General features: G+C 38.0%; 16 protein-coding genes and 1 tRNA gene. 5 read left to right on the top strand and 12 right to left on the bottom strand.

All coding sequences use genetic code 11. The features are described from left to right. The first annotated feature begins 34 nt into the window (after window positions 1–34). The gene (locus tag ACQVD9_RS06395) at window positions 35–655 is read left to right on the top strand and encodes a hypothetical protein (protein ID WP_264745224.1); all 621 of its coding nucleotides are present in this window, start codon (window positions 35–37) and stop codon (window positions 653–655) included. A 15-nt stretch (window positions 656–670) separates the two neighbouring features. On the opposite strand, the gene ACQVD9_RS06390 is transcribed toward ACQVD9_RS06395, so the two are convergent. The 6 genes from ACQVD9_RS06390 to secA form a co-directional block, all read right to left on the bottom strand. Next, window positions 671–1,675 (bottom strand): asparaginase, encoded by a 1,005-nt coding sequence (locus ACQVD9_RS06390; RefSeq protein ID WP_264745223.1) that lies wholly within the window; start codon window positions 1,673–1,675, stop codon window positions 671–673. Between the two features lie 158 nt (window positions 1,676–1,833). Then, the gene (locus ACQVD9_RS06385) at window positions 1,834–2,148 is read right to left on the bottom strand and encodes a putative quinol monooxygenase (protein ID WP_264745222.1); all 315 of its coding nucleotides are present in this window, start codon (window positions 2,146–2,148) and stop codon (window positions 1,834–1,836) included. A gap of 38 nt (window positions 2,149–2,186) precedes the next feature. Next, entirely contained in the window at window positions 2,187–3,134 is a 948-nt protein-coding gene (locus tag ACQVD9_RS06380) for a Nudix family hydrolase (RefSeq protein ID WP_264745221.1), read from the bottom strand. Window positions 3,135–3,150: 16 nt separating this feature from the next. Next, entirely contained in the window at window positions 3,151–3,462 is a 312-nt protein-coding gene (locus ACQVD9_RS06375; RefSeq protein ID WP_264745220.1) for a hypothetical protein, read from the bottom strand. 42 nt (window positions 3,463–3,504) lie between these two features. Then, complete coding sequence (argJ, locus tag ACQVD9_RS06370; protein ID WP_264745219.1) at window positions 3,505–4,728, bottom strand: bifunctional glutamate N-acetyltransferase/amino-acid acetyltransferase ArgJ; 1,224 nt, start codon at window positions 4,726–4,728, stop codon at window positions 3,505–3,507. An 84-nt stretch (window positions 4,729–4,812) separates the two neighbouring features. Next, on the bottom strand, window positions 4,813–7,569 hold the full coding sequence (gene secA / locus ACQVD9_RS06365) for a preprotein translocase subunit SecA (protein WP_264745218.1): 2,757 nt from the start codon (window positions 7,567–7,569) through the stop codon (window positions 4,813–4,815). Window positions 7,570–7,938: 369 nt separating this feature from the next. Between secA and ACQVD9_RS06360 the strand changes: the two genes are divergently transcribed. Next, entirely contained in the window at window positions 7,939–8,484 is a 546-nt protein-coding gene (locus tag ACQVD9_RS06360; RefSeq protein WP_264745217.1) for a TIGR00645 family protein, read from the top strand. A gap of 136 nt (window positions 8,485–8,620) precedes the next feature. Here ACQVD9_RS06360 and ACQVD9_RS06355 read toward each other — a convergent pair whose 3' ends face one another. The 3 genes from ACQVD9_RS06355 to ACQVD9_RS06345 form a co-directional block, all read right to left on the bottom strand. Further along, complete coding sequence (locus tag ACQVD9_RS06355; RefSeq protein WP_264745216.1) at window positions 8,621–9,334, bottom strand: hypothetical protein; 714 nt, start codon at window positions 9,332–9,334, stop codon at window positions 8,621–8,623. Between the two features lie 351 nt (window positions 9,335–9,685). Beyond that, entirely contained in the window at window positions 9,686–10,210 is a 525-nt protein-coding gene (locus ACQVD9_RS06350) for a hypothetical protein (protein WP_264745215.1), read from the bottom strand. 683 nt (window positions 10,211–10,893) lie between these two features. Further along, window positions 10,894–12,132 carry a DUF3426 domain-containing protein gene (locus ACQVD9_RS06345; protein ID WP_264745214.1) on the bottom strand — a complete coding sequence of 413 codons (1,239 nt, stop codon included), beginning with the start codon at window positions 12,130–12,132 and terminating at the stop codon, window positions 10,894–10,896. Between the two features lie 156 nt (window positions 12,133–12,288). Here ACQVD9_RS06345 and ttcA point away from each other — a divergent pair, with 156 nt between their 5' ends. Further along, window positions 12,289–13,113, top strand: coding sequence for a tRNA 2-thiocytidine(32) synthetase TtcA (ttcA, locus tag ACQVD9_RS06340; protein WP_264745213.1), 825 nt, complete (start codon window positions 12,289–12,291; stop codon window positions 13,111–13,113). Here ttcA and hemH read toward each other — a convergent pair. The 3 genes from hemH to ACQVD9_RS06325 are packed head-to-tail and all read right to left on the bottom strand — an operon-like array spanning window position 13,110 to window position 15,088. Then, a complete protein-coding gene (gene hemH / locus ACQVD9_RS06335) occupies window positions 13,110–14,144 on the bottom strand; it encodes a ferrochelatase (RefSeq protein WP_264745212.1) in 1,035 nt (344 codons plus the stop codon). The two genes, ttcA and hemH, sit on opposite strands and share 4 nt — an antisense overlap. A gap of 59 nt (window positions 14,145–14,203) precedes the next feature. Beyond that, a complete protein-coding gene (locus ACQVD9_RS06330; RefSeq protein WP_264745211.1) occupies window positions 14,204–14,518 on the bottom strand; it encodes a BolA family protein in 315 nt (104 codons plus the stop codon). A 9-nt stretch (window positions 14,519–14,527) separates the two neighbouring features. Beyond that, a complete protein-coding gene (locus ACQVD9_RS06325; protein ID WP_264745210.1) occupies window positions 14,528–15,088 on the bottom strand; it encodes a DUF2059 domain-containing protein in 561 nt (186 codons plus the stop codon). Between the two features lie 314 nt (window positions 15,089–15,402). On the opposite strand from ACQVD9_RS06325, the gene pgsA reads away from it, so the two are divergent. Next, a complete protein-coding gene (gene pgsA, locus ACQVD9_RS06320; RefSeq protein WP_264745209.1) occupies window positions 15,403–16,005 on the top strand; it encodes a CDP-diacylglycerol--glycerol-3-phosphate 3-phosphatidyltransferase in 603 nt (200 codons plus the stop codon). Window positions 16,006–16,053: 48 nt separating this feature from the next. Beyond that, a tRNA-Gly gene (locus ACQVD9_RS06315) sits at window positions 16,054–16,129 on the top strand. Window positions 16,130–16,362 lie beyond the last annotated feature (233 nt).

The following is a 16,362-nucleotide window of genomic DNA, read 5'->3' as shown; positions in this document are numbered from 1 at the left end:
CATCGTAATAGCTATATGAGACTGTGAGGCACACATGCGAAACGACAAAAAAAACCATATTATTAAACAGCTAGAAGCAAATTATAAACAAGCTGCAGCGGAATATATTGACCAAGAAATGGAAATACTTTCCTCTTTGGCAGGTAAGAACTATCGCACAATTACTATCCGTGAAGGAGGTATAACCAATCTAATACTGATGATTTTTGGTATCATTGCATTAACTACCTTTATCGTTCATGCCCTACTATCTGCACAATATATACTGACTGTTATTTTAATCATTATTACTGCACTGATTATTTGGCAGAGTATCCAAACCTATCGTAGAATTGGTCAACCGTTGTTAACCCTGAATGAACAAGGTATCAAACTACCCATATTTGATGAAATTATTGATTGGGAAGATATCGATCACTTCTATATCTCACTGGCTCAAAAATTAATTTTTAATTTCCGAATTAAACCAGACCTTAAATTAGACATCAGCCAACACAGTGTAGTAAAAATAAACTACTACCCCGAAAAAAACCATATTCAAGCTATTATGCTAGATTTTAAAAGTAAGAAATACACCGACTACTACCGAAATCTACTGATGGGCTATTGGGATTCGGGCATGGCAAGAGCACGTCTAAAAGAACTCATAGAGTAACTCTTTTATTAAGAGTTACTCACCAACGCCAAACTCACCACACAGATTTTGTGAGAAATAATAAGCTACCTCACTAGCACTTAAGCCTAAGCCCAACAAACGGCTTAACTTAGCTAATGCGGCCTCACGGGGCATGCAACCGCCACTAATGACCCCAATCTCTTGGAATGTATTAGCAGCCTCATAATAAGAAAAATCGACACTACCCTCTGGACACTGGCTAATAGCCACCACCACTACGCCCTGTGCAATTAACTGCTGAATACAAGCAATAAAGGCTTCATCATCATTAGGCCCTGTGCCACTGCCATAGCATTCAATCACCAAGCCATGTAAAAACAACCCCATTAACCCCTGTAACTGATAAGCAGTCAATCCTGGAAACAAAGGCAAAATATTAACCGTTGGCAAACTTCCTACAAAAGGATAAGTTAACTCCTCAGGTAATCTAGTCACTAACGGCTTAGGCTGCAATGCAGGCAAAGAGACAAAAGGACTCCGTCCAACACTACGCCATTTACGGCAACGCGTGCCAGATAATAACTCACCATGAAAGAATACCTGTACACCCTTTACCTGACCTTGACTTAAGGCCGCCATTGAGCCACAAATATTCTCTTTAGCATCACTGCCCTCTACAGCCGCAGGCTCCATTGCCCCTGTCATCAACACAGGTACATCAAAACCTAATAACTGAAAAGACAATGCAGCAGCACTATAGGCTAAGGTATCCGTACCCTGTAAAATCAATACACTATCACAACCATGACAACTGACAGCATCAGTAACAAAACCTACTAAATTCTGCCAATAACTTGGTGACATATTAGCACTATCAATCAAAGGCTCTACCTCTTGGTATTGCCATTGATTATTACCAATTTCAGGATAATCTTTTAAATAGTCCTGCAAATAACGTTCAAAGCCAGCACTGGCAACCAACCCCTTATCACTAGGCATCATGCCAATAGTACCACCAGTATATAAAATCATTGTTTTTTGATAAGGAAATGCTGCCATCTTTAAGCCTCTAATTATTATTAAATGTTAAATCCACTTTGCTAATACCAAGCTATAGCTGTTGCTATACAATTTTAGACAAGACGAATAACTAAAGACAGTACAACTGTACAGCAAAGTCATTCAACTATGTATAAAAATGTAGAATAATAGCTCTATTACTTATCGGCTGATTGCATCACATAAATAGCACTATCAGCCAATAACTCTTTAGTACGCTCACCGTAAGCTTGCATATGTGGTGTAGCTAAATGAGCTTCTAATGCCGCCATACTTTCCCACTGCTCAACAAAGGCAAAACTATCTTCACCCAATGTTTTTTGGAAAGATCCTGCATTTTTCACATCTTCCACTAACCGATACTCATGACAACCCTGTTCTGCTTTCACTGTTGCTAAATTAGCACGTGCAATCTCTAACACCTGTTGTTTTTTACCTGCTTTTGCTGTCATTACTGCAAATACACTAATCATTATTCTATCCTCGTCTTAGAGCCTATCTCATTAGGCTCTTAATCTAACTCATAAGGCCATAGCCCACGTATAGCTGCCACACCCTGCGCACCTGCTTGCTGAGCAGTTGGCACATCTTGCCCTGTTAAACCACCTAACACATAAACAGGGCGATCAAAACCAGCTATTAACTGTTTGGCACGCTCCCAACCTAAAGGTTCCGCATCGGGATGAGTAGCTGTTTTTTGAACAGGTGAAAGGGTTACAAAGTCCACTCCTAGCTGTTTAGCCAAAGCCAACTCTTCTTCATTATGACAAGACGCTGCTAACCATCGATTAGTGGGCAAAGGTCGGCCTTTATCGGCCAACTTACGTAATTGCTCAGCCGTTACATGCCAACCTGCACTCGGGAAATCCCCTAACCACTCAAAGGCACCTTTTACCAATAACTCTGCACGCCCTGCACATACTCCCACTGCATCAATCGCCAAATCACGATAATCAGGATCAAAAAAATGGGGCGCGCGTAAACAAATCAGTTTTATGCCCTCATCTAAAGCAATACGAATACCCTCAATAATCTCTGCACGATCTAAATTCTCAGGGGTAATCAAATAACGATTAGATAAACGGGCAGCCGTAATAATAGCTTTATTGGCTTCTGGAAACTCATACTGCAATAAATTTTTAGGCTGTACCCAAGTAATCTCTTGCCCTTCTGCTCCTTCAGCCTCACCCTCAAAAGCAGTTACTTCCCAAATATCTAAATGGACGCCATACTCTGGGTACTGGTGGCTGGTCTGAAACACAGGGTTCAGTTTAGTCACCTCAATCGCCAACTCTTCCTTTAGCTCACGCTTAAGCGCTTGCTCAGGCGTTTCCCCGGCCTCAATCTTGCCACCAGGAAACTCCCATAAGCCACCTTGATGCTTATGCTTAGCACGACGTGCTAATAACACTCGACCATTTTGACGAATAATAGCAGCTACTACCTGAATTTGCTTCACAGTCACTCCTACAACCTTACAAATAAAATCCTAAGGCGTTAAACACAATAAATGCTAAGACAATTGAAAAAATATTAGCCAACCATGATAAGCCAGAATGAATAGCTACTTTTTTTGCCCATAGGTGACACACTATCAAAAACATAACCGTTATTAAAAAAGCACCTAACACCGCTTCAATCGCCCTATCTACTTTAGCCCCACCACTAGGATCACGCATACCATGAATGGGAACATCATGTATATAATAAAGCGTTAACCAAAATAATAAGGGATAAAACAGTAAAATACTTAAAAATAATATTAACTGCTTCACTTTTACTGGCATCTATCTTCCTTACAGCAAACTTTATACAATCTATCTATAAAACTAAGAACGATATTCTGCATTAATCTTCACATACTCATGGGATAAATCTGTTGTCCAAATAGTCTCTTGGCAACTACCACGATTTAATTCAATACGAATAGTAATCTCAGCTTGTTGCATAGCTTTTGCACCTTGCTCTTCGGTATAACTAGCAGCACGCCCACCAGCCTCAACAATCTGCACATCACCTAAAAATACATTGACTTTACTTACATCAAGGTTGGCTACACCAGAATAACCCACTGCGGCTACAATACGTCCCCAGTTAGGATCTGAAGCAAATAACGCTGTCTTAACCAAAGGCGAATGAGCCACTGCATAAGCCACATCTAAACATTCTTGATGAGTATCGCCACCATTTACCTTAACCGTTACAAACTTAGTAGCCCCCTCACCATCGCGTACAATCGCTTGTGCTAACTCCATAGCTACAGAGAATAAGGCTATTTTTAACTTATCGTAATAATCACCACTGGCTTGGGTAATTTCAGCTAACTCTGTTTCACCTGTAGCAATTAATACACAGCTATCATTAGTAGAGGTATCACCATCAATGGTAATGCGATTAAAGGATTTATTGGTAGCATCTTCTAATAAAGTCTGTAATACAGGTTTAGCCACTTTCGCATCGGTAGCAATATAACCCAACATAGTACCCATATTAGGACAAATCATCCCTGCCCCTTTACTAATACCTGTTACCGTAATAGTTTTACCCTCATGCTGAAAACGAACACTCGCTCCTTTGGGCGTTGTATCCGTAGTCATAATACCTTCAGCTGCATTTAACCAATTATCTTCTTTTAAATCAGCCATCGCTTGTGGGATAACTGCCATAATTTTTTCTATGGGTAAAGGCTCACCAATTACCCCCGTAGAAAAAGGTAAAATAGCCTCAACAGCTACACCTGTAGCATTAGCTACCGCTTCACAGACCACAGTAGCAGATTGTAAACCCTGTTGCCCTGTGCCTGCATTAGCATTGCCTGTATTAGTGATAAAATATTGTATTGCTTGGCCAGTAGCTAAATGTTTTTTAGATAAAATAACAGGCGCTGCACAAAACGCATTGCGGGTAAATACCCCCACAACCTGTGCTTGCTCACTACAACGCATCAGCACTACATCTTTACGGCCAGCCTTTTTAATACCCGCAGAGGCAATACCTAACGCAAAGCCTTTAACAGGATTTAATACTGAAGGGATTTCCAAACCTACTGCCATTTTAATACTCCTCTAAGCCTAAAACAAACACACCACAAAAAATGTGGTGTGTTTGGTAAATAATAGTTACTGCGTTATTAAAATTTATTCAATACGCCCACAACATTGCTTATATTTTTTACCCGAACCACAAGGACAAGGATCATTACGCCCAACCTTAGCACCTGTACGGCGTACTGGTTGCTGTGGCTGCGCTGGCGCTAATTCTTCAACAGCCTGTTGCTCTGGATCTTCATTCAATGATGAAGCAGCCTCGTCGTGTTGAAATACCATACTTTGTGCAATACGCTCAGCTTCTTGGTGAAGACGTGCTTCTTCCTCTTCTGCTGTGCGGTGGTTTACTTGAGCATTCGCTAATAAACTCACTGTATTGTATTTAATAGTATTCAATAAACGTTCAAATAACTCAAAAGACTCACGCTTATATTCTTGCTTCGGATTCTTTTGTGCATAACCACGTAAATGAATACCTTGACGCAAGTGATCCATACGAGTTAAATGATCTTTCCAAAGCTCATCGATTTCTCTTAACAACACGTATTTTTCAAAGCCACGAATATTCTCATCGCCTGCTTCGTCTTCTACCGCCGCATATTTCTCAACAACGGCTTGCTCAATACGCTCTCTTAAAGTTTCTTCGTAAAGCTTATCGTCTTCATCTAACCACTGTTGAATAGGTAAATCCTGTCCAAAATCAGTACGTAATACCTGCTCTAAACCTGCAATATCCCACTGCTCAGGTAATGACATAGGAGGAATATGTTCATTAATAGTAGCGGTTAACACCTCATTGCGGAATTCTTTAATGATATGGCTGATATCATTAGACTCTAAAATAGTGTCACGCATATGATAGATAACTTTACGTTGTTCATTAGCCACATCATCATATTCAAGCAACTGCTTACGAATATCGAAGTTACGACCTTCTACCTTACGTTGTGCTTTCTCAATCGCATTCGTTACCATACGATGCTCAATGGCTTCGCCTTCTTTCATACCAAGCACTTGCATAATGCTACGCATACGATCGGAAGCGAAAATACGCATCAAATTATCTTCTAATGATAAATAGAAACGGCTTGCACCAGGGTCACCTTGACGACCAGAACGACCACGTAACTGATTATCAATACGACGTGATTCATGACGCTCAGTACCAATCACAAATAAACCACCTGCTTCTAACACCGTTTGATGATCTTCACGCCATTGATCTTCTAATGCTTTTAACTGCTCAGCAGTTGGTTCTTCTAACTTAGCTGCTTCTGCTTCCCAGTTACCACCTAATAGAATATCTGTACCACGACCCGCCATATTGGTGGCAATAGTCACAGCACCTGGACGACCTGCCTGAGCAATAATATCCGCTTCCTTATCATGGAACTTAGCATTTAACACATTATGTTTAATGCCTGCTTTTTCCAATACAGTTGATAATAATTCAGAGGTATCAATAGAAGCCGTACCCACTAAGACAGGTTGCTTACGCTCTTGCGCAGCTTTAATTTCCTGAATAATCGCCTCATACTTTTCCTTTTGCGTCATATACACCAAGTCATTAGCATCTTTACGGGCTAACGCGCGATTGGTAGGAATAACCACCACATCAAGGTTATAAATTTGACGGAATTCGAAAGCTTCAGTATCTGCTGTACCCGTCATGCCCGATAACTTATCATAAAGACGGAAAAAGTTTTGGAAGGTAATAGAAGCCAAGGTTTGGCTTTCTGGCTGAATAGGTACATGCTCTTTTGCTTCAATAGCTTGGTGTAAGCCTTCTGATAAGCGACGTCCTTTCATTGGACGGCCAGTGTGCTCATCAATTAACAACACCTCATTATCTTGAATAATATACTCAACATTACGGTGATATAACACATGGGCTCTTAATGCTGAAAGCACATGGCTAAATAATGTCGCATTATTAGCAGAATACAGGCTATCACCCTCTGCTAACAAACCATTTTCCATTAATAAATCTTCAACATATTGATGGCCAGCTTCTGTTAACTCAGCCGTACGTGACTTCTCATCAACCGTGTAATGGCCTTCTTTTTTGATTTCTTTAGCAGAGCCTTCACCCTCTTCAATCTGTTGTGAAAGTCTTGGAATTAACTTATCTAACTGAATATAAAGCTCAGAACTGTCTTCAGCTTGGCCTGAAATAATTAAAGGTGTTCTTGCCTCATCGATTAAAATAGAGTCAACCTCATCCACCACAGCAAAGTTAAGTACTTGTTGGAACTTATCTTCTTGGCGGAAAGCCATATTATCTCTTAAATAATCGAAACCAAATTCGTTATTGGTACCATAGGTAATATCTGCTTTATAAGCCGCACGCTTTTCTTCTGGGTCTTGGAAAGGAACGATAACACCCACGCTCATCCCTAAAAACTCATATAACGGTCTCATCCAATTAGCATCACGTTTTGCCAAGTAATCGTTTACCGTTACCACATGCACGCCTTTACCAGACAATGCATTTAAATAAACAGCCAAGGTACACATCAAAGTTTTACCTTCACCTGTACGCATCTCAGCAATCTTACCTTCATGCAACGTCATAGCACCGATTAACTGCACATCAAAGTGACGCATGCCCATCACCCGTTTACTAGCTTCACGGGCTACTGCAAAGGCCTCAGGCAATAATTTATTTAAACTCTCACCCTTTGCTATACGCTCTCTAAATTCTACTGTTTTGGCACGTAGTTGATCATCATGCAAAGCAACCATGCTCTCTTCAAAGGCATTAACAGCCTTGACCATTTTAGACATGCGTTTAACTTCGCGATCGTTTTTGCTTCCAAAAAGCTTATTCAGTAAAGGACCAAGCATATTAACAGAATCTTCCTCAAATATTTCGTGGCAGGGTTAAACCCAACATACCCTGAGCAATTACATGCAATTGCTATTATCAATTAAATCATCTAAATTCAGTTATTATAAAATAACTTTGTAGCTAATAGTGAAATAAAAGCAATTATTTTACTCTGAATTGAAGATTAAGATACAGAATCTAGATATTTTCTATGACAAATTGTTCACTAACTCTCATTTCAACAGAAAACAACCTTATAAAAACAAACCAATAACTGTATACAAAATGTTTATATTTTTATCTTATTGCTGGCTAGTCTATTAGTATCGCTATTCGCTATACTACGCGCCTTATTATTGGCTACTACAGCTTAGGGAATATCATCTATGAAAAAAGTTGAAATCATCTTAGAAAATTTAATGTATTCAACACGCTGGATACTTGCTCCAATATGTTTTGGGCTATCTTTAGCACTACTTGCCCTAACTATTAAATTTTACCAAGAACTTTTTCATATCTTACCCGCTATTTTCAGCTTACCTGAATCAGAACTTATCCTAAAACTACTATCATTAATTGATATGGTACTGGTAGGCGGCCTATTAGTAATGGTTATGTTTGCCAGCTACGAAAACTTTGTTTCACAAATGAATATCCATAGTCATCGGGAAAAACTAGATTGGCTGGGCAAAATGGACTCTGGTTCCTTAAAAACCAAAGTATCCGTATCTATTGTAGCTATCTCCTCCATCCACCTACTCAGAATGTTTATGGATGCTCAAAAAATAGATAACGACAAACTAATGTGGTACGTTATTCTCCACCTAACTTTCGTTGTCTCAGCCTTAGTTGTAACCTATATGGACAATATGGGCAAAAAAAGTAAAGCAAAAATAAAACAAATTGCCAGTCTACAAGATACTGACTTATAGGCAACACATGACCAAGTACATTACGGGTTGATGATAGAAGCAAGGGAAGATTCCCTCTATGAACTGAATCTCAAAAGTTGGGCAGTTTTAATACAAATAGATGAAGCTCTAATTTAGAGCTTCATCTATATTTTTCTCACAGCTTTGGCTTATTGTCGTTTGCCTTCTCTCTTTCAAGTTGCTGTTTACGTTCATTCTCTGCATTTATACTCTTGTTATTCAATTCATCAAACATACGCTTTGTATCGATGATACGAACAGAAAATGCTGATACCATGCCATCTTTAGAGTCTTGGTAAACTGAGGTTTCGATCTCTAAACCACATTTAGGAGGGAACACAGTTGGTACTTGCATACCAGTACCCGGTACTTGATTAAATGAAGTGCCCGTTGGCCCTATCCCTCTATAACATGGAGAACCTATAACTGAGCCTTGAAAAAGTGTTCCCTGACGATCGAAGTACCACCGTGGCCCACCAGTACCAGAAATTTCGCTATAATTACCATACTTTTCCTTCAATGAAGACATAAGTGTATCAGGATTAATGCGAGCTCCTTTCTCAAGCGCCTGTGCTCTTCCTACAAACCATACAATACCAGAATCATTGTGAATCACGAGCATCTGATCAATCACTCGACCATCTTTTTTTGCAATCGCATTGATGCCAACAGTATTCCCACCAGGTCGCGTAATATCATTTAACTGATAGTCTGAATTTGCTTTTGTAATCAAACTTTTTTGAGCTGAGAACGATTCACCAATTTTTATCCCTGCAACATCTTGCGCAACAATATCCTTACTTGCTAAGGCAAATAAACCAATAGCGATGAGCTTAATGGTAGTTTTCATGCTTTCTTTCCCTTTATACGTTATAATTAAAACATAACATAATACAATAACTTATTATCTTAATTTTTGATATTTCGCAAAATTGAACCGTTTTTTCATTCATTAAACCTTCCAGACTATCCTATCGATAAATACGTAACCAAGGATGCACAGTTATTCTGCTCATATTAAAGTGTTTAGCTAATTTTCTTCTGCCCACCTTGATTAGATAAACAATACTGAATGACTTCTAGCCTTAATTCTAATGAATAACGATTTTTACCCATAAAAATACCCCAAAAGGTAGATTTAGGTATCCAACTTTCGGGGTCCAATTCACTATCATTTAAAAACAGGTTTAATTAACTTTACTTAACCAGCCACATCCATCTTAGCCAGCACAACCTTACCATTCACTTTCTCAAAATAATATATATAAGACGGCTCAGTATATGGAAAATCCTTGATATTAGTTGGTGTTAACACATTTAAAATGATCTTAAAATCATCCTCATTTTCCAAAATAAAATAGCACTCAAACCTACCCTCTTTATAAGTAACCAACCTATTAATATTGCCAGATAATTCTTTACTATCAATAAGATATTTTAAATACTTGATAAAATAACTATAGGATTGTTGATTAGGAAACAAAGAACTTACTCCATGCTTTTTTATTCTTTTTAGCATTTCACCTTTACTGATAAATCCTTTCTCTTTTAAGTCAATAAAAACTCCATTGTCTTTAAGAATATCTTTACCTTGTAAAAACCCTTGTCTCAGCGTAATAATATCCTTCTGAGTGAACTCATCCTTACTCTCTTCTTGAGCACTTACAACACCTACAAATAACAAACACATTATTAAGTAAGTAAAAAAATTAATACATCTTTTCATAGTTTTTTATACAGCTCAGCAATTAATACGTTTGACAATCATCTACCACATTTACAAAAATATTAATGGATATTTGTAAATCAGCCCCCTCAATAAATAGTATAGCCTCAATTTTATCTAAAGAAATAGGATAAGATTAATAAGCGTATCCATAAACGAGCAATATTTATTTAGAATAATTTTTAAATTCAAAAATAGATTTTCTTATAACATTTGTATCTTCTGTATTTACAGTAAAATAATAAATTAATTGATAAAATACCTATATACAAAGCCAATCCTAATTCAAATAAACTAATTGGATAATATGGATATAAGGTCACTATAGACTTCTGCTAGAACTTGTTTGGTTCTTAGGCATTCTATTTCTATCTTGGTAAGGCGGTCTGCTCTTTTCTTGTCAGTATATCTACTGGGGTAGTCATAGCTTTCTAGTGAAGGTTCTGTGGCTTCATTAGCTTTTTTACTTTGGGTTCCTGCACATCTATGCTGAAATGTGTGCTGTTAGCTGGGTCAAACATAAATACTCCATTATATTTCCTAATCCCTAGGTACTACTCAACCCTAAAGTAAATCATTTACACAAATAATGCTTCTTGAATACTAGTACGACTTTTGCTGGTCTGCAAGTTAATTTTATTGGAATACGATGACAATTATCACTTATTTAGATTAATTATAGGTTAATGAGATTGTACAACAGGATAATAATAGAGTGAATGACCTACGGCTTCTTCACCTGGATCAATAATTTCAAATGAAATATAAATAGGGGTTTGTGGAGGCATTTTATTTTTCTTTAATGCTTCATGGGACAAATATTCATCAGGTAAAAAACGACGACTTGCCACTATTTGTCCATTCAAGTCAGTAAAACGTAACTCAATCACAGGGAAAGGCTGGAAAACAGTTAAATCATTACGAATAATTGCATCAACATTCAGTACCCCATCATGTTGTGGATTACTTCTTACCAACAGCTGACTCGTAATAATTTTCTTTACATCTACCAAATCTGGTACATCACACCACAGATAACTACATACCTGTTCAGCCCAAGCCCTATTAGCTTCTGTTCTAGCCATTTCAGGGGCAGCATAACGTAAATACTGCCCTAACAATACTAACACTGCCAATATAGATAACAATGACCATAAAACACTATGCTTATTTACTATTTTGGATCTGCTGTGACTGGGAATTGAAAAATCTATATCAGATACTTTTTTAAGACGATTACCATAGATATCTTTTGGTGCACCATCATCTATCGTTATATGCTGTACTTCATCAAATTCTGATGAATCTTCTTCATCAAGTTCTAATGCCTGCTGAAAACTATTCTCTTCTGCTAATGAGGTATTAAAATTCGCTAATACATTGGTAATATCTTTACTTTGTTTAGCAATTAGCTCTGCTTCATCTAATTGCAACAACTGATCAAAATCTATCTTATTTAGTGCTACAACAATATCAGCATCAATATGAGTTTTGTTATTAACCACCTCATCAGCAATAAATAAGCTTTGTTGTGACTCTCTCTTTTCATTAGAAAAATCTGGTTTACTATCAATAACTTTAGGCTCATCAACAGACTTAAAATTTACCGAAAAACTAGATAATGTATCAACTATGTTATTCCAATAATCTTCCGTACGACCTGTTTTAGCTTGCTCTGTTTTCTCTGGTTGGGATGCTTCTTGCTGATGACTAATAGAGGATTGTTCAGTAGTTGGAGTATCTTCTACCTCCTCTTTAGCAGGAGCAGGTTTTAATGTTTGATAAACAATATAATCATTGCCATTAAAGACATGTTTACAGAATCCACAACGCAATGCTCCCCCTGCCGCCGCGAGTAAATCATCGGTGACGAAAAAACGTACCTTACAGCTAGGGCATTCAATAATATACTTATCAGTCATTGCATATCAGTTCTGGTTACAAGCCCGCCATTTTAGCGACTTATTCATTAAAAAGAAATGCTGTTACCACAACACGTTAAGAAAAATTAGTGTTAACGTACAGATACAGGTAAAATACGGCTCTTTTCTTTTAGGTAGCATTAGGTAGCAACATCCATGACCACACTTTCAGTCAATCAAAACAAACTACAAAAACGCCTGCGTCGCTTAGTAGGTGAAGCAGTGGCTGACTATAATATGATCGAAGATGGCGACAAAATCATGGTTTGCTTATCTGGTGGTAAAGACAGCTATACCCTACTTGATATTTTGTTATACCTACAAAAAGTAGCCCCCATCCAATTTAGCCTTGTTGCTGTTAATTTAGACCAAAAGCAACCTGGTTTTCCAGAGCACGTATTACCAGCCTATCTAAGCTCAATAGGAGTTGACTATCATATTATTGAAAAAGACACCTACTCTATTGTTAAAGAAAAAATTCCCGAAGGCAAAACTACTTGCTCGCTCTGCTCACGTTTAAGACGTGGCGCCCTATACACCTATGCCGATGAAATTGGTGCCAACAAAATAGCCCTTGGTCATCATCGCGACGATATTGTAGAAACCTTTTTCCTCAACCTATTCTATGGTGGTACCTTAAAAGCAATGCCACCTAAACTATTGGCTGATGATAAACGCAATATTGTAATCAGACCCTTAGCCTACTGCATGGAAAAAGATATTGAAAACTACGCCACCCTTAAAGAATTCCCTATTATCCCTTGTAATCTTTGTGGCTCTCAGGATAACCTACAACGCCAAGTGGTTAAAGAAATGCTTAATAAATGGGAAAAAGACCATCCAGGCCGTGTCGAAATCATGTTTCGTGCATTAAAAAATGTTGTGCCTTCGCAACTAGCAGATACAAAACTATTTAACTTTACTGACCTTAAAATCGACGAGCAAGCTACCCCTCGATTTATTGACTTAATGCAGCTCTAATTAATAGTAAAAGGCTTAGTTTCTTCAGGCTGGCATAACTGATTTAAAGCAACCACCCAAGAAGGTGTATCGTTTAAACAAGGAATCAACTCAAAACTGCTTCCGCCAGCTGCTAAAAACTGTTCACGACCACGAATACCAATTTCTTCTAAAGTCTCCAAACAATCAGCCACAAATGCAGGTGACATAACTAATAAACGCTTTACACCCTTAGCCGCCAACTCATCTAAATGCATATCCGTATAAGGTTCAATCCACTTAGTACGGCCTAACCGAGATTGGAAAGAAACTGACCACTTATCACTAGGTAATCCTACTTGCTCAGCAAACAACTCAGCTGTTTTTAAACATTGCGTACGATAACAAACGTCAATATATTTTTGATCTATCTGGCTGCTATGAGTTGCCTGTAAATTATGTTTATCATCTTTAACCAATTTATAAATATGGCGCTCAGGAATACCATGAAAGCTAAACAGCAAATGATCAAAATCTTGCTTCATTACTTCCTGTGCACTACTCACCAAAGCATTAAGATAACGAAGCTGATTATAAAAAGGCTCTAATAACTTAAATTTAAAAGATAAACCATGCAACTTCACCACCCTTTTTACTTCTTCTAAGGCAGTTGTTACCGTACTCTCCGCAAATTGTGGATAAAGTGGTGCTAATGTTACTTGCTCAACACCTTGCTTTTTTAATCCCAACAATACTGATTCAATACTAGGCTCACCATAACGCATTGCTAATGCTACTGGCCCGTGCTGCCAATGCAGCTCCATCATCTTCTGTAAGCGTTTACTCAACACCACTAATGGTGAACCTTCATTCCACCAAATACTTTGATAAGCATGAGCAGAAGCCTCTGGACGCTTAATTAAAATCATTGCCACCAACAACCTACGAATTGGCCAAGGCAAATCAATCACATAAGGATCCATTAAAAACTGTTTTAAATAAGGCTTTACATCCTCTGCTTTTGGAGACTTTGGTGAACCTAAATTCATTAACAACAATGCGTGATTTGACATAAAATTCCTCAAAAAAGCAGCTACCACATCATCACGTAATAACTACCATTCAACCCAAACTACTTATTCATATCGTGCAAACTGCCACCTTTACAAAGCGGGCTTTCAGGAACTGTTGACAAACCTTCACGCTGCCACTCACTCATTGTATAAGCATGAATAGCCAAACTATGAATCTGCTGCATAATATCACCTAATGCAGCATAAACTTGCTGATGGCGCTTCACTCTAGACACCCCATCAAATAAATCACTCACTATAATCACCTTATAGTGTGTTTGCTCGCCTCTATGGTGAAAATGACTTTCATCCTCCACCACAAAATGCTTAGGTGAAAAAGCCGCTACTAGAGCGGCATCGATACGATCTTGCATACTATCTACTTATCGAGTTCTTTTTAAAGGAACCTTTAATTCCTTAGCCATGCTTTCAATGATATTATTAATTTCAGGAGCAGCATTCTCCATCACTTTCTTATGAATCAACTGTTCCGTTTGCATCGTTACCACAGGTAATTGCTTCAACATTTTTTGACCTGTAGGTGACTCATAAAACTCAATCAACTGAGCTAACTCAGCATCTGTAAAATTAGTAGTATATAACTTAACTACATCTGGCTTAATCACATCCCAACCAATCGCCTTATCTAACACAGCATTTGCTTGACCTTGATAACGCTCTAACACAGATACCTTACTTTCAGGTGCCTTACTTACTTCAAATAACTGATTAAGCATGGTTTGCACTTGCATATAAGCAGGTGTAGTCAACTTATCAGCATGAATAATATCTAAAAACTTAGCGGCTTTCTGATCATAAGACATAGCTGCAATAGTTTGTTGAGCAGGTGTTAACTTTGGTTTAGCAGATTCAGTAGCACAACCAGCTGCTAACACAATAGCACCAGCAACACAAACATTACGTAACATGGTTGAAATCATCATTCACATATCCTTCTTTTACTGGGATGTTTCTATATAAAAACATATATTAGATTATTTTAATGCCCACCGTCCATAAAATACTCCACTCTTTAACAACCAAATGTAACAATATTGATACTGCCTAAAACAGCACAGTAACGTTTATCCTCCATATATCCTACACCCTATACAATCGTCTAATAATCATACTTATTTAAAACTAAATGTAATAAATTATACACTAACCCATTAACCAACCAGAAAAAGCTTGCTATCATAGCCACCGACAAAGTCTATAGTGATACACCATAGCCTACTCAGTAAAAAGGTTTACAATGAATATTCCCAACATACTTACGGTTCTTCGCGTTATACTGATTCCAATCTTTGTATTTATCTACCTACTGCCGTTTAAATGGGTCTATCTAACTGCTAGTATCATCTTTGCTATTGCCTGCATTACTGACTGGTTTGATGGTTACCTAGCCAGACAGTGGAACCAAACCACCCCCTTCGGCGCTTTTCTAGACCCCGTAGCAGACAAACTTATTGTAGCTGTAGCACTTGTACTCCTCGTCGGCAGTCACTCACGAGTTATTCATGGCACTATGGTAAACCTTTGCTTAACACTCTCCGCCATCATCATTGTTGGCCGTGAAATTGTAGTATCTGCCCTTAGAGAATGGATGGCCGAACTAGGTGCACGTACTAATGTTGCCGTATCCAAACTAGGTAAATGGAAAACTGCTGCGCAAATGCTAGCACTTGTTATCCTACTGGCTAACCCTCCCAAACTCACTGCATGGGTAATTACAGGTTATATACTACTAGGTATCGCTGCAATCCTTACCATCTGGTCAATGATCCACTACCTAATGGCGGCATGGCCCTATCTTACTAGCGAAAAAACAACTGAAACCAAACAAATAGACAAATAACTATTGACACTCATCATGGTTGCTATAAAATTAGCAACCTCAAATAAAGCGGAAATAGCTCAGTTGGTAGAGCATAACCTTGCCAAGGTTAGGGTCGCGAGTTCGAGTCTCGTTTTCCGCTCCATTTCTAAATTTATATATAGCCAAGTATCGCTATAACATCTTGAAATATATTGCTTTTATAGCTAATTTCACTTCTTATAAATCTACACAAATCTACCTCCAACTACGGTTTTTTTGTACATTATCCTGTACATCAGAATTTTATGTTTGTACATCAAATCTATGTTATCTTCGTTACAGTCATGGGCTTGTAAATCAAGGATTTTTAAGTTTTTACCATGATAATAAGGAGGA

Source organism: Entomomonas sp. E7T21 (genome assembly GCF_058693955.1).
Note: the sequence above shows the minus strand (reverse complement) of the source record. Positions and strands in the feature narration are given on the sequence as shown.

Coding starts and splice junctions, on each gene's coding strand:
- ACQVD9_RS06350 (WP_264745215.1), bottom strand. CDS start 10,210: ATGAAAAGATGTATTAATTTTTTTACTTACTTAATAATGTGTTTGTTA.
- ACQVD9_RS06355 (WP_264745216.1), bottom strand. CDS start 9,334: ATGAAAACTACCATTAAGCTCATCGCTATTGGTTTATTTGCCTTAGCA.
- ttcA (WP_264745213.1), top strand. CDS start 12,289: ATGACCACACTTTCAGTCAATCAAAACAAACTACAAAAACGCCTGCGT.
- ACQVD9_RS06390 (WP_264745223.1), bottom strand. CDS start 1,675: ATGGCAGCATTTCCTTATCAAAAAACAATGATTTTATATACTGGTGGT.
- ACQVD9_RS06395 (WP_264745224.1), top strand. CDS start 35: ATGCGAAACGACAAAAAAAACCATATTATTAAACAGCTAGAAGCAAAT.
- ACQVD9_RS06385 (WP_264745222.1), bottom strand. CDS start 2,148: ATGATTAGTGTATTTGCAGTAATGACAGCAAAAGCAGGTAAAAAACAA.
- argJ (WP_264745219.1), bottom strand. CDS start 4,728: ATGGCAGTAGGTTTGGAAATCCCTTCAGTATTAAATCCTGTTAAAGGC.
- ACQVD9_RS06375 (WP_264745220.1), bottom strand. CDS start 3,462: ATGCCAGTAAAAGTGAAGCAGTTAATATTATTTTTAAGTATTTTACTG.
- pgsA (WP_264745209.1), top strand. CDS start 15,403: ATGAATATTCCCAACATACTTACGGTTCTTCGCGTTATACTGATTCCA.
- ACQVD9_RS06360 (WP_264745217.1), top strand. CDS start 7,939: ATGAAAAAAGTTGAAATCATCTTAGAAAATTTAATGTATTCAACACGC.
- ACQVD9_RS06325 (WP_264745210.1), bottom strand. CDS start 15,088: ATGATGATTTCAACCATGTTACGTAATGTTTGTGTTGCTGGTGCTATT.
- hemH (WP_264745212.1), bottom strand. CDS start 14,144: ATGTCAAATCACGCATTGTTGTTAATGAATTTAGGTTCACCAAAGTCT.
- secA (WP_264745218.1), bottom strand. CDS start 7,569: ATGCTTGGTCCTTTACTGAATAAGCTTTTTGGAAGCAAAAACGATCGC.
- ACQVD9_RS06345 (WP_264745214.1), bottom strand. CDS start 12,132: ATGACTGATAAGTATATTATTGAATGCCCTAGCTGTAAGGTACGTTTT.
- ACQVD9_RS06330 (WP_264745211.1), bottom strand. CDS start 14,518: ATGCAAGATCGTATCGATGCCGCTCTAGTAGCGGCTTTTTCACCTAAG.